A 14,277-nucleotide genomic window follows, 5' to 3' on the forward strand; every position below is an offset into this window, starting at 1 on the left:
CGATTTTAACGGGATTGGTTGCTTACTGCCTTAAAGAGAAAAAGCCATCACTGAAAATTTTCTACTCAGAAGAAGATATTTCAGCAATAGCTTAAGCGGAATTGGGGTTAAATTAAACATATTTTTTATTCCACTGAATTAATCGTTCTAAATTGTAACTGGCTCAGTCACGGGTTGCAGCCAGTTTCATATCTCAAAATAACCTCTTCAGTTACCCATTGTTTACTACCTGATATTTTGCCAAAACTCATCATCGATTGCCCCATTCTGATAAATATAGAAAATCCTCCGTTCAAGAGCAGTTAATTTTATCTTATAAAATAAACAAAAAATCGAATGATAATCCATTAATTAGAAATTTATTAATCCTTGTTGATTAATGACTTTCATGGAACAATTCTATCTAATTTATCCATAAAGTTGTTCAGGGATGAATTTAGTTAACATTTAACTTAGAAAAATCATTTAATCAAATTAAGTAAAAGAAATGGATAATCAAAATATTAATTTAAATTCTGGGGAACAAAATGTTTCCCTTATCAAAGAAAAAGAGATTTTCATTCGTGAAGGACAGTCCGTAGGTGCCGGAGCTGCCACCGAGTGGATCGGTGATGCATGGAAGATGTTTAAAGCAAATCCATCGCAATGGATACTGTTTACATTTATCTATATGTTAATTCTTGGAGGATTGAGTGTTATTCCACTGCTCAATTATATCTTAACTTTGTTTAGTCCTGTGTTTGTTGCGGGTATTATCGCAGCCGCTGAGAAGCAAAGAACTACGGGGAATTTTAAAATAGATTTACTCTTTTACGGGTTTAAAGAAAAATTAGGTTCACTGGTTGCTGTTGGTGCTCTTTATTTAGGCATCTGTGCACTTGGGGCTGTGGCTGCTGTTCTCATTGCGGGCATAGGGATGATAGATTTGATTTTAGCCGCTCAGGATATAAATGCAGAACTAGACCCAGAACAATTAATTGCGGTTATTCCTTCAATTATGTGGGCATGTCTTGTGTTTTGGATTTTCATCACCATTGCTCTTGCATTTATCTGGTTTGCTCCCGCATTAATTATCATTAATGATCTGAAATTTGGTGAGGCAGTATCAATGAGTCTGAGTGCGGTAAAGAAAAATTTATTCGGTGGATTTCTATTTTTCTTACTGATGGGGATTCTATTTATTGTATCACTGCTTCCCTTATTTTTAGGTCTGATTATAATGCTTCCGATGAACCTTATTGTTTATTATACAACGTACCGTAGTATTTTTTATAAGCAGGAAGAAAAACAAATACAATCAGATTTCGTTATTTAAGGGTTCTTATTTCTATATTTATAATAAGCGATATTTTCAGTGCTTATTATTCTTCTCTAACCCAAAGCGTATATATCATTAAATAAAAAAGCGCCTAACAAGGCGCTTTTTTATTACTTAGAATAATCAGCTATTAACCAATATATTCCAGCCCGTTCATATAAGGACGTAATACTGCCGGAACTTCAATTCGGCCATCTGCCTGCTGATAGTTTTCCATCACTGCAACCAGAGTACGGCCAACAGCCAGACCTGAGCCATTCAGTGTGTGTACCAGCTGGGTTTTCTTATCATCTTTACTGCGGAAACGAGACTGCATACGACGAGCCTGAAAATCCCATGTGTTAGAACAAGATGAAATTTCACGATAAGTATTCTGAGCCGGTAGCCAAACTTCCAAATCGTAAGTTTTTCTTGAACTTGCACTCATATCTCCGGTACACAGCAACATCTTACGGTACGGCAGGTTTAGTAGCTGCAATACTTTTTCCGCATGTCCTGTCAGTTCTTCCAGTGCTTCCATTGATTTCTCAGGATGTACAATCTGAACCAACTCAATTTTATCAAACTGGTGCATACGGATCAGGCCACGGGTATCACGACCATAAGAACCCGCTTCAGATCGGAAACAAGGTGTATGTGCCGTCATTCTCAAAGGAAGATCTTTCTCATCCAGAATCTCACCACGCACCAAGTTAGTCACCGGAACTTCCGCAGTCGGGATCAGTGCATAGTTACTACCAGATTCTTCTTCCAGCGCTTTAGTGTGGAATAAGTCTTCACCAAATTTAGGCAACTGACCTGTACCAAACAGAGTGTCATGGTTAACCAGATAAGGAACATAGGTTTCCAGATAACCATGCTGCTCAGTATGCAAATCCAGCATAAATTGCGCCAATGCACGGTGCAAACGGGCAATCTGGCCTTTCATTACCACAAAGCGCGCACCCGTTAATTTCACGGCTGCTGCAAAATCAAGACCATCTGTCAATTCACCCAATGATACGTGATCTTTCACTTCAAAATTATACTGATGCGGCTCACCCCAACGGCTGATCTCTACGTTATCGCTGTCATCTTTACCATCAGGAGAAGAATCATCAGGAATATTCGGCATACTCAGTGCAAGATCACGGATCTCAACCTGTAATGCTTCCAATTCTGCTTTTGCTGTATCCAGCTTTTCTCCCAATTGATTTACTTCCTGACGCAGTGGTTCAATATCCTCACCACGGGCTTTCGCTGCACCAATAGATTTCGATCGGGAATTACGTTCTGCTTGCAGGGTTTCAGTTTCAACTTGTAAAACTTTACGGCGCTCTTCTTGTTTACGCACCGTCTCCACATCAAGGGTATAACCCCTGCGAGCCAGTTTTTCGGCGACTGCGTCTAGCTCATTACGCAGCATATTTGGATCGAGCATGCTATTCCTGTGCTTGTTTGTTATTGAGAAAAAAGTTATTGGTAAAACAGTAATAAAATCAGTCTGGACTAAGCAGACTGATAGAAGTTTTTTAACGTACCAACATTACCGTATCAGCCACATTAACGATAGCGTTTTATTGGACTATTTTGATCCTGTGCCATTAGCCAGTTTAATTTTTCACCGATTTTACCTTCCAATCCTCTGTTAGTCGGATGGTAATAAGTTGTCTTTTGCATCTCAGGCGGAAAATAAATCTCTCCGGCGGCATAAGCATTCGGCTCATCATGCGCATAACGGTATGCTTCACCATATCCCATCTCTTTCATTAACTTCGTCGGGGCATTACGCAAATGAGCCGGGACATCATAATCAGGCTTTTCCTGAGCATCGGCCATAGCCGCTTTAAATGCAGTATAAACAGCATTACTTTTAGGAGCACAAGCAAGATAAACAATCGCCTGCGCAATAGCCCGCTCTCCTTCTGCGGCTCCGACACGAGTGAAACAATCCCATGCAGCAATTGCAACCTGTATCCCTCGAGGATCTGCATTACCAACATCTTCAGAAGCTATCGCCAGTAGACGTCGGGCAACATAAAGGGGATCACCACCGGCAGTAATAATCCGCGCATACCAATAAAGTGCAGCATCTGGCGCTGAACCGCGGATTGATTTATGTAAGGCCGATATTAAATCGTAATATCGGTCACCTTTATTATCAAAGCGTGCACTTCTTTCCCCACTGACTTCTTTCAGCAGTTCAAGTGTCAGAATCCGCTGACCTTTCGCATCAACTTCCGCCATATCTGACATCATTTCCAGCAGATTCAGTGAGCGGCGTGCATCACCGGCTACCAGCTCTGCGAGTATATGCCGGGTATCTTCCGGCAACACAATATCTTGCCCACCAAGACCACGTTCTTTATCACTTAAGGCCTGAGTCAGCACTTGTTCTATTTCTGCTGGCGAAAGGGATTTCAGTAGATAGACTCGCGCCCGTGACAGCAGAGCTGAATTTAATTCAAAAGAGGGATTTTCGGTTGTCGCGCCAATAAATGTAATTGTGCCATCTTCAATATGTGGCAAAAATGCATCTTGCTGGCTTTTATTAAATCGGTGAACTTCATCAACAAATAAAATTGTCCTGCGACCTGCATTACGATTTTGCCGTGCTTTTTCGATGGATTCCCGGATCTCTTTGATACCCGAAGTCACCGCAGAAATACGTTCAATATCTGCCTGCGCATAATAACCAATAATTTCAGCTAATGTGGTCTTTCCCGTACCCGGTGGCCCCCATAAAATCATAGAATGGAGTTGCCCCGCACGAATAGCTCTCGGTAGAGGTTTACCTTCCGCTAATAAATGTTGCTGACCAATATAGTGATCTAACGTGATTGGCCGCATTTTTGCGGCCAGTGGCTGAAATTCATTCTGTGAAAAATCAAGAGAAAGATTGTTCAATTAAACCTCACTGGCGTTGATCGTCCAGCGTCACACCTTCTGGCAGAGTGAATTTAAATTTTGACGCATCTACATTCGTATTCTGCTGCCCTTTCAACTGATAAGCACTTTTCTGACCATCTTGTTCAACAGCAGTAAATTTCTGAATAGTGCCATCTGGTGTCACTGTGATTGAGAAATACTTAAGATTCCTGCTAGCGCTCTTGGGTGTCAGCTCAAAATGATTACCACTTTGAGTCACTTTGTATTGCTTCCAATCTGCTGAATCATTACGGGCAATCAGCATAAATGGCGTATTTCCCGTCGCATCTTTCAGCCAATTCGCAGTAACTTGTTCAACAAAGGGATTATAAAACCATAATGTCTTACCATCAGAAATCAAAGTGCTTTCATCAGGTGATGTCATATGCCAGTTAAACAAATTAGGGCGTTTGACCCAAAGTTGACCTTCACCATTTTGAATCGCTGAGCCATCATTACTGGTAACTGTCTGGGTAAAATTTGCATGAAAGCTATTTACTTTGCTCAGGCGCTCCTGCAAATCATGTGCAGCATCAGCCCATGCAGAACTCACGCTCAACCCCACCATCAGACAGCCAATCAACATCAGTTTTTTCATGTGTGAGTACCTTCAATTCATATTATTATCAGTGTTCGTGTGGCGGAGGAGCTAAAACCTCACGATTACCATTATGACCCGGCGTACTGACAATTTGCTGAGCTTCCATCTGTTCTACGATACGGGCTGCCCGGTTATAGCCAATGCGGAATTGGCGCTGTACTCCGGAAATAGACACCCGACGTTTTTCAATCACAAACTCTACCGCCTGATCGAACAGAGGATCCAACTCTTCATCACCATCCAACCCCAAACCGCCTTCGCCATCTTCTCCCCCTTTAATAATACTATCAATATATTGAGGGCGACCACGTGCTTTCCAGTCATTAACAACTTCATGAACTTCCTGATCACGAACGAAAGCACCGTGAACACGTACAGGAATAGATGAATTTGGTGCTAAATAAAGCATATCCCCCATACCAAGCAATGATTCTGCCCCTCCCTGATCAAGAATAGTACGGGAATCAATTTTGCTGGAAACGGTGAATGCAATGCGCGTAGGAATATTAGCTTTAATCAGGCCTGTAATAATATCAACAGAAGGACGTTGTGTTGCCAGCACCAGATGAATACCTGCTGCCCTTGCTTTCTGAGCCAGACGGGCAATTAATTCTTCTACTTTTTTCCCTACAGTCATCATTAGGTCAGCAAACTCATCGACCATTACAACGATATAAGGTTCTTTTTTCAGGACAGGGTGTTCCGCATCCATACTATCACCGGGTTTCCAGAATGGATCAGGAATAGGACGGCCCATTTGCTCAGCCTGTTTGATCTTATCGTTATAACCTGCAATATTGCGCACACCTAAAGCTGACATCAGTTTATAGCGGCGTTCCATTTCATTAACACACCAACGCAATGCGTTAGCAGCATCTTTCATATCTGTCACGACTTCAGTCAACAGATGGGGGATGCCTTCATAAACAGACAGTTCAAGCATTTTCGGGTCGATCATGATAAAGCGAACATCTTCGGGTTTTGCTTTATACAGGATGCTGAGGATCATCGCATTAACCCCCACAGATTTACCCGAACCGGTCGTCCCTGCAACCAATAAGTGCGGCATCTTCCCTAAATCAGCCACAACAGGCTGGCCCCCGATATCTTTCCCTAAAACGATGGTTAAAGGAGAGGGGTTATCACGGAATTTTTCGCAATCCAATACTTCCCGTAAATAGACGGTCTGACGTTTTTTATTGGGTAATTCCAGACCGACGTAAGGTAGCCCCGGTATGACTTCTACAATCCTGACAGCGACAGCCGAAAGTGAACGGGCAAGATCACGGGATAGATTGGAAATACGTGAAGCTTTAACCCCGGGAGCCAGATCCAGCTCAAACCGGGTAATCACTGGGCCAGGCGAAAACCCGACAACATCAGCCTTAACCCGATAATCGTTCAGACGGGATTCAATTAAACGTGAAGTTTGTTCCAGAGCGAGCATATCAACAGGTTCTTCTTCTGCCGGCGGTGCAGCCAGAAGATCGAGAGAAGGCATCGGTGTAGTTGGTTTAGGTAATGGTTGATCATTACGCACCAAGAACGGATGGAATAGGCTTTGCTGCGGTTGCTGCGGTTGCTGCGGTTGCTGCGGTTGCTGCGGTTGCTGTGCAAAATTATGCCGGTTTTCTGCCTCATGAACAGTATTCGGGACAACAGAAATTGCTGAATCACTTGAAACAGGAGGAACATTTATTTCCTGTTCTGGTTGTGAAATATCTTCTGCTGGCATGAACTCAGATGGCATAAAGAGTGGTTCTGTCGGCTCCGGTTTATCTGAGCTATCAATTTGTGAAAAATATTCAAATACAGATTTTTCAGGCTGTTGTAAGGGCTGAGTCTGGTTTTGGTAACGTTCACTCTGTTGCTGCTCAAATGCTTTCCGCAACATTTCTTCCTGCTCTGCCTGCTCGTCAACATTACTGACAGGTAAAACAGGAGCCTCTACTGTTTTATTCTCATGCAGGTTATCAAGAACAGTCTGGCTTTGAGTATAGTGAAGTCGCTCTGTATTTTCTTTAGGCTCTTTTTCAACATCACAGCCGTAACGTTCACGTTGCTGATCAAGAAATTGCTGACGCAACATATCTTGTTGTTGCGCATCCATTTTCTGTTCTTCAGCTTCAGCATTAAGTTCTTCCTGTCTCTCTTTTTCTTTTCGCTGCAAATGTTCAGCCAAACGATAAGAAGGGACTTTAACGCCATATAATTCACGACGAGTCGGTATCCGTACTGGGTTCGGCCTCGGCATCTCAGGACCAATACCTTGTTTTACCTGAGGGTTCCTTACTGGCACAGCAGGAGTTGTTACCGGATTCTGCAACTCATCACGATTATCAGGTGATGGCGACACAGCCAGACTATCCTGCACTGTATCCTGCGCTGCTATACCCACTGTAACTGAATGCATATCGGCTGGCGGTAAATCTGGCTCCGGCACAGTATGCAGTGTATTACTGAATTCTGCCGTTAGATGCCTTGTTTGCTCGTCGCCCGGCAGTTCAAATGTATAGTGCGTAGGTTCCGCTTCCTGAACATTCTCAACCTGCTCTGGCTCTGATATAGCCTGAGCTGTTTCCGGAACGATAGAGACCTGAGGCTCAAATGGAGCACTTTCAGATGTAACACTTCCAGATGAAATACTGACAGGAGTGAGACTTTCTTCTGATTTTTCGCTTTCTGGCTGTCTTGAGTCAATATTCGCTAATTCTGCTACCGTTGGTGTTGCCAACAAAACGTCGTCTTCATCGACTGTACCTGAATCCTGCATAATATCAGCGGTAGCAGGCTTATTCCCATTATGGATGGGTTCTTTTTCAGTATCAGAGGAAGCGGATACTACTTCATTTTCCAATGCCTGCCCTTCCCGCTCTTCATCATATTCAGATTCAGGACGGCTACGATTGAGTACAAAGCTAATTGAATCAAGGATACAAGCGCCAATTTTTTCTGCAATGGTAAGCCAGGACCAGCCAGTAAATAGCGTAAACCCGATAACCCAGATACCAAGCAGCGCCAGAGTCGTACCCAAAATATTGAGCCACGGCAAAATGGCACTACTGAATAAACTGCCAATTACACCACCTGACGCGAAATCTTTGAAGTCATCAATATTAAGTTCTGCTAAACCACATGAAGTCAGGATAAGTGCCAAGGCACCAATAATACGTAATGCGAGCGTGAAAAAATCTACATACTCTTGCCTATCTTTCTGACGGAAAGCATTCCAACACCCTAAAAAGATTAATGGCGGGACTGCATAGGCAAGAATACCGAATGCGGAAAATAGTATGTCTGATAACCACGCACCAACACTGCCACCTAAATTATGGACGGGCTCATGCCAGGCAGTTTGGGACCAGCTGGGATCGGAGGGGTGAAAACTGACAAGTGCTACCATTAAGTAGACGGCACATATAGCAATTACCAACAGAATGGCTTCCAGAAGCCTGCGGCCACTGCTGACTCTTTTTAATTTAACACGTTTGTCTTCTGTATATTCCTGGTTCAAGAAAGGCTCTCCAGGTTTTCCTGTGGATTAAACGGAACAACGCTGAGGGCAGCTCAGCGTTGAAACTGTATGCATAAACAGGAGTGTACCTAACTTTTTCCTGTTTTGCATCTATACACTGTACATTGTAGACAAAAGCTTAACGAGTCTTAATTACCAGACGGTTACTCTGTTTCACTTCTTCCATAACGACATAAGTACGAGTATCGTTAACACCCGGAAGGCGTAGCAGGGTTTCACCCAGTAATTTACGGTACGCAGACATATCCGGTACACGTGTTTTCAGTAAGTAGTCAAAATCTCCAGAAACTAAATGACACTCTTGAATTTCTTCAAGTTTTTGTACGGCAGTATTGAACTGCTCAAAAACATCTGCTGCTCCGCGATTCAGGGTGATTTCAACGAATACCAGCAATGATGCATCCAGGTAGTGAGGATTTAACAACGCCGTATAACCAGAAATAAAACCCTGACGCTCTAAACGACGTACACGCTCCAGACAAGGAGTTGGTGATAAGCCTACTCGTTTGGATAATTCCACATTGGAAATACGGCCGTCTTTCTGCAATTCATTAAGGATATTACGGTCTATGCGATCAAGATCTTTTCCTGGACGCTTCTTATTATCTATCATCTTATTGCTCTCTCTTTATATTCCTACACCCATAACATTTTCCCTATCTCTTTTAAGCAATTGAGCTGGAAAAGATGTCTTCAAAGGCTAAAGCTCAATCTGTAACCAAGGTTTGGGGCCTGCACGTAATCTTCCAGAACACAATTTCCCAGAACTCGATTAACCAAAATACGACTTACTAGAACACCGTCTTCCAGAATGTAATTTCCCAAAACACGATTTTCCCAAAACATTGGGTCTCCCAGAAAGCAGCTTATCGGCAATTTTTAATATTCTATGAGAAAATCATCCCCTCAGAATTGTCTATTCTATAGAAACAATTGATTAGCGAGGTAGATAATTATCTCTTACACAGATGTTTTCGCAAATGCATAGCCGATTGTCAAAGTAAATGAACAAAAATCAGAACAACATACCAAACAAATTTTCGGTAAATCGCCTTAGCCGCTCGTTTCATGACTAAAACGCATAAATGATGTTCAATTCAAAATGTTAAGCACTTACTCCTTACATTCCCATTACATCATAGTTACTATCTATCGGTAAAATCGTTAATAACATGAATATTTTATCTGATAATCGCTTTTTTTAACTTATCATTTCTCCTACAATCCCTAAATCCACGATATGTGATAATGGAAATGAGGTATTCATGAGTACAGCCAAACACAGTAAGCTCATCATTCTTGGCTCAGGTCCTGCTGGTTATACTGCTGCTGTTTATGCAGCCCGTGCTAATCTAAGTCCCGTACTCATTACAGGGGTTGAGAAAGGCGGCCAATTAACCACCACGACTGAAGTTGAAAACTGGCCCGGTGACCCTGAAGGGCTGACAGGCCCTGGCTTGATGGAGCGTATGTTCCAGCACGCTGAAAAATTTCAGACAGAAATTGTTTCTGACCACATTCAGAAAGTTGATTTCTCAAAAAGACCATTCCATCTGTATGGTGATGATCAGGAATATAGCTGTGATGCTCTGATCATCGCAACTGGTGCTTCGGCTCGCTATTTAGGCTTACCTTCCGAGGAAGAATTCAAGGGACGTGGTGTTTCTGCCTGTGCAACCTGTGATGGTTTCTTCTACCGTAAACAAAAAGTTGCAGTTGTCGGTGGCGGCAATACCGCCGTTGAAGAAGCATTATATCTGGCGAATATTGCATCTGAAGTTCACCTGATACACCGTCGTGATACTTTCCGCTCAGAGAAGATCCTGATTGATCGTTTGATGGATAAAGTTAAAAACGGCAATATTATTCTGCATACAGACCGCACTCTGGACGAAGTTTTGGGTGATGAGATGGGTGTGACAGGTGTTCGTATCCGCGATACTAAGAGCGATAACACCGAAGAGCTGGATGTTGCCGGTGTTTTCATTGCTATCGGTCACAGCCCGAATACCGGTATTTTTGCAGGTCAACTTGAACTGGAAAACGGCTATATCAAAGTCCAGTCCGGGCTGCATGGAAATGCCACTCAGACTTCCGTTCCGGGTATTTTTGCCGCTGGTGATGTCATGGATCATGTTTATCGTCAGGCGATTACGTCTGCCGGTACTGGCTGTATGGCAGCTTTGGATGCTGAACGTTTTCTGGACGGGCTGGCAACCAAATAAAAATATCTTCCCTTAAAAGCGCTATTCCAATAGCGCTTTTTAACAGGGCGCATTTTTTGTAAATAGCATTTTGTAGATAACACATTTTGTAGATAGGCATAGTGCGCGGAAGCTGGCAATGTGGTTACCAGCTTGTTTTGATACTCTGTATCATCTGTTAATCTGAAATTTTTCTTATGGACAAAACAAGACAATCTGAACTGGTTCGATGGCTGAAACAACAAAGTACTCCAGCCCGTCGATGGCTTCGCCTATCCATGCTACTAGGCCTGATCAGCGGCCTACTGATTATCTCTCAGGCCTGGCTGCTCGCTTCCATTCTTCAGGCACTTATCATGGACCATGCTCCCCGTGAACATCTTATCAACCAGTTTGCGATGTTACTGGCTTCTTTTACCCTACGAGCGATTGTCAGTGCTATTCGGGAGCGTGTCGGCTTTATTTGTGGCAAGGTTGTACGTCAGCAAATCCGTAGTATGGTTTTGGATAAATTGACTCAATTAGGGCCTGTCTGGGTAAAAGGTAAACCCGCTGGCAGTTGGGCAACGATTATTCTGGAACAGATCGAAGATATGCAGGATTTTTATTCCCGCTATTTACCTCAAATGACCCTCGCTGCCACTATTCCAGTGCTTATTCTGATTACAGTATTTCCAATCAATTGGGCTGCCGGTGTTATTTTATTGGTAACAGCACCTTTGATTCCGCTTTTTATGGCGTTAGTTGGGTTAGGTGCAGCGGATGCAAATCGGCGTAATTTTGTTGCGCTCAGCCGATTAAGCGGTAATTTTCTCGATCGCTTGCGTGGTCTCGAAACATTACGCTTATTCCATCGGGGAAAAGCCGAAGTTAAGCAAATTACCGAATCAACCGAAGATTTCCGGCAGCGAACGATGGAAGTGTTACGCATGGCATTTTTATCTTCTGCAGTACTGGAGTTTTTTGCTGCTGTTTCTATTGCCGTTGTGGCTGTCTATTTTGGTTTTTCTTATCTGGGAGAATTGCATTTTGGCAGTTACGGCCTTGGTGTCACACTGTTTGCCGGTTTTTTGGCACTTATCCTTGCTCCGGAGTTTTTTCAGCCGCTGCGTGATCTGGGTACTTTCTACCATGCTAAAGCCCAGGCTGTCGGTGCGGCGGAATCACTTTTCACACTATTAACCAGCGATGAGGAACATGCCTCATACGGCGGTAAAAAAATTCTGTCAGATAAAAATGCTGTCAGTATTGAAGCGAATGAGCTGGAAATTTTGTCGCATGATGGTCATCGTCTTGCCGGCCCTTTAAATTTTACGATTGATCAACACCAACGTATTGCATTAGTGGGTAAAAGCGGCGCGGGAAAAAGTTCTCTGATAAATGTCTTACTCGGTTTTCTTCCTTATCGCGGTTCACTGAAAATCAATGGAAGTGAGCTCAATGAACTTGATCTCGACAAATGGCGTGAACAATTAAGCTGGGTTGGGCAAAACCCTCACCTGCCAGAACAAACCATACTTGATAATATTCGTCTTGGGCAGTTTGATGCGACACAGGAAAAAATTCAGGATGTCATGCAGCGAGCCTATGTGACGGAGTTTGTTTCTGCACTACCCGATGGCATAAATACCGTTATTGGTGATAATGCAGCACGGTTATCTGTTGGGCAGGCACAGCGTATTGCTGTAGCCAGGGCTTTATTGCATCCCTGCCAGCTTCTGCTGCTGGACGAACCCGCTGCCAGTCTTGATGCTCACAGTGAGCAACGGGTAATGACAGCGTTGAATCAGGCATCCAGTCAGCAAACTACGCTGTTGGTTACACACTTACTGGAAGAAACGCCGGAATACGATCAAATCTGGGTGATGGAAAATGGATTCATTATTGAAAAAGGCAACTATGAAAGCCTGAGCCAATCTCAGGGCGCATTTTCCCGTCTGTTGTCTCATCGCAGTATGGAGCTTTAATCATGCGTATATTACTTCCATTTCTCGCACTATACCGCCGCCACTGGTTTCTCATCAGTTTAGGGATGGTTCTGGCAACATTAACTCTGTTAGCCAGTATTGGCTTACTTACACTGTCTGGCTGGTTTCTGGCTGGTACGGCTGTGGCGGGCTTTGCCGGAAAATATACCTTTAACTACATGCTGCCTGCCGCGGGTGTCCGGGGAGCCGCAATTTTCCGCACTGCCGGGCGTTATGGAGAACGGTTGGTTAGCCATGATGCTACATTTCGGGTATTAGCCCATCTGAGGGTATTTACCTTTCAGAAGATCCTGCCACTTTCGCCGGGTGGGATTGCCCGTTTTCGTCAGGGAGAGTTATTAAACAGAATTGTGGCTGATGTAGAAACATTAGATCACCTCTATCTTCGTGTCCTGTCTCCACTGCTTGCTGCACTCGCTGTAATTGTAGTTCTGACATTAGGTCTAGGCTTTCTTGACCGGACTCTCGCCTATACCCTCGGCGGTATTATGCTGGGATTATTACTTATATTACCTTTTGTGTTTTATCACGCAGGTAAACCTTATGGCAGGAATATCACAGCATTACGTGGGCAGTACCGTACTTTACTCACCAGCACATTGCAGGGTCAGGCAGAATTAACCGTGTTCGGTGCTCTTAAACGTTTCCGCCAGACAATGTCCGAAGTTGAATCCCAATGGCTAAAAAGCCAGCAACAGCAAGCCAACCTGACTGGGCTTTCTCAGGCCATCATGATTTTTGCTACTGGTATAACGGTAACATTAATATTGTGGCTGGCAGCAGCAAATGTAGGTGGAAATAATCAACCCGGTGCATTAATTGCTCTGTTTACATTCTGTGCCCTTTCCGCGTTTGAATCTCTGGGGCCCGTCACTGTTGCATTCCAGCACATGGGGCAGGTGATCTCGTCAGCAACCCGTGTTTCCCAGCTAATGCATCAGAAAGCAGAAGTCACCTTTCCTGCTGACGGGCCTAAAAGTATAGGTCATCTCAGCCTTGAGATAAAAAATATAGAATTCACTTATCCTAACCAGCTTATGCCTGTATTGCAGAATGTTTCACTGTCTCTTCAGGCAGGTGAACATATCGCCTTATTGGGTAAAACTGGCTGCGGTAAATCGACTCTTTTACAATTATTAACCCGGGCGTGGGATGTTGATAACGGAGAAATTCTACTCAACCAACAGGCTATTTCTCTTTATGATGAAGCCACGCTGAGATCAATGATATCAGTCGTTCCTCAGCGGATACATGTGTTCAGCCATACTCTGCGTGAAAATCTGTTGATGGCAAAACCGGGGGCTACAGATGAAGAATTAGCAACAGTATTACAACAGGTCGGCTTAGGAAACTTGCTAGAAAACAATGAAAAGCTAAACTGTTGGATGGGCGAAGGCGGACGTCAGCTTTCAGGTGGTGAACAACGCCGCTTGGGTATTGCCAGAGCCTTACTGCATAACTCACCACTCATGCTTCTGGATGAACCAACAGAAGGGCTCGATGCAGATACTGAACAACAAATTTTGGCGCTATTACGCCATAGTTGTCAGGATAAAACACTTATTGTAATTACCCATCGGTTAACAGGCTTACAACACATGGATCGGATCTGTGTGATGGATGGGGGACGTATCATTGAGCAAGGACAACACGATGTATTATTGTCCCAACAAGGACGCTACTACCAATTCTATCAACGGCAGAGCTATCCTGATCAGGAGTAA

At 43.6% G+C, this 14,277-nt stretch carries 9 protein-coding genes and 1 pseudogene; 5 read left to right on the top strand and 5 right to left on the bottom strand.

The genetic code is table 11. The annotated features are described in order from the left end of the window. A pseudogene (locus AAC855_RS14460) lies at nucleotides 1-95 on the top strand (IS982 family transposase); the annotation flags it as partial. 392 nt (nucleotides 96-487) lie between these two features. Continuing rightward, nucleotides 488-1,315 carry a BPSS1780 family membrane protein gene (locus AAC855_RS14465; protein WP_340610514.1) on the top strand — a complete coding sequence of 276 codons (828 nt, stop codon included), beginning with the start codon at nucleotides 488-490 and terminating at the stop codon, nucleotides 1,313-1,315. Nucleotides 1,316-1,448: 133 nt separating this feature from the next. On the opposite strand, the gene serS is transcribed toward AAC855_RS14465, so the two are convergent. From serS to lrp, 5 genes are all read right to left on the bottom strand, one after another. Continuing rightward, nucleotides 1,449-2,738 carry a serine--tRNA ligase gene (gene serS / locus AAC855_RS14470; RefSeq protein WP_340610515.1) on the bottom strand — a complete coding sequence of 430 codons (1,290 nt, stop codon included), beginning with the start codon at nucleotides 2,736-2,738 and terminating at the stop codon, nucleotides 1,449-1,451. Between the two features lie 122 nt (nucleotides 2,739-2,860). After that, nucleotides 2,861-4,204: a replication-associated recombination protein A gene (locus AAC855_RS14475; RefSeq protein WP_340610516.1), complete on the bottom strand. Its 1,344-nt coding sequence runs from the start codon at nucleotides 4,202-4,204 to the stop codon at nucleotides 2,861-2,863. 7 nt (nucleotides 4,205-4,211) lie between these two features. After that, entirely contained in the window at nucleotides 4,212-4,823 is a 612-nt protein-coding gene (gene lolA, locus AAC855_RS14480; RefSeq protein ID WP_340610518.1) for an outer membrane lipoprotein periplasmic chaperone LolA, read from the bottom strand. Nucleotides 4,824-4,851: 28 nt separating this feature from the next. Further along, nucleotides 4,852-8,340, bottom strand: a complete 3,489-nt coding sequence (locus AAC855_RS14485) for a DNA translocase FtsK 4TM domain-containing protein (protein ID WP_340610519.1) — start codon at nucleotides 8,338-8,340, stop codon at nucleotides 4,852-4,854. A 139-nt stretch (nucleotides 8,341-8,479) separates the two neighbouring features. Continuing rightward, a complete protein-coding gene (gene lrp, locus AAC855_RS14490) occupies nucleotides 8,480-8,974 on the bottom strand; it encodes a leucine-responsive transcriptional regulator Lrp (RefSeq protein ID WP_004256338.1) in 495 nt (164 codons plus the stop codon). A 652-nt stretch (nucleotides 8,975-9,626) separates the two neighbouring features. Between lrp and trxB the strand changes: the two genes are divergently transcribed. The 3 genes from trxB to cydC all read left to right on the top strand — a co-directional run bounded on the left by trxB (nucleotide 9,627) and on the right by cydC (nucleotide 14,277). Next, nucleotides 9,627-10,586 (top strand): thioredoxin-disulfide reductase, encoded by a 960-nt coding sequence (gene trxB / locus AAC855_RS14495; RefSeq protein WP_340610520.1) that lies wholly within the window; start codon nucleotides 9,627-9,629, stop codon nucleotides 10,584-10,586. 176 nt (nucleotides 10,587-10,762) lie between these two features. Next, nucleotides 10,763-12,532: a heme ABC transporter permease/ATP-binding protein CydD gene (cydD, locus tag AAC855_RS14500; protein ID WP_340610521.1), complete on the top strand. Its 1,770-nt coding sequence runs from the start codon at nucleotides 10,763-10,765 to the stop codon at nucleotides 12,530-12,532. Between the two features lie 2 nt (nucleotides 12,533-12,534). Further along, nucleotides 12,535-14,277 (top strand): heme ABC transporter ATP-binding protein/permease CydC, encoded by a 1,743-nt coding sequence (gene cydC / locus AAC855_RS14505; RefSeq protein ID WP_340610522.1) that lies wholly within the window; start codon nucleotides 12,535-12,537, stop codon nucleotides 14,275-14,277.

It is taken from the genome of Xenorhabdus bharatensis, assembly GCF_037996705.1.
Lineage (GTDB): Bacteria > Pseudomonadota > Gammaproteobacteria > Enterobacterales > Enterobacteriaceae > Xenorhabdus > Xenorhabdus bharatensis.

Bases quoted from the DNA above. Each gene is read 5' to 3' on its own strand.
- trxB (WP_340610520.1), top strand. From the start codon at position 9,627: ATGAGTACAGCCAAACACAGTAAGCTCATCATTCTTGGCTCAGGTCCT.
- lolA (WP_340610518.1), bottom strand. From the start codon at position 4,823: ATGAAAAAACTGATGTTGATTGGCTGTCTGATGGTGGGGTTGAGCGTG.
- AAC855_RS14465 (WP_340610514.1), top strand. From the start codon at position 488: ATGGATAATCAAAATATTAATTTAAATTCTGGGGAACAAAATGTTTCC.
- cydC (WP_340610522.1), top strand. From the start codon at position 12,535: ATGCGTATATTACTTCCATTTCTCGCACTATACCGCCGCCACTGGTTT.
- serS (WP_340610515.1), bottom strand. From the start codon at position 2,738: ATGCTCGATCCAAATATGCTGCGTAATGAGCTAGACGCAGTCGCCGAA.
- cydD (WP_340610521.1), top strand. From the start codon at position 10,763: ATGGACAAAACAAGACAATCTGAACTGGTTCGATGGCTGAAACAACAA.
- lrp (WP_004256338.1), bottom strand. From the start codon at position 8,974: ATGATAGATAATAAGAAGCGTCCAGGAAAAGATCTTGATCGCATAGAC.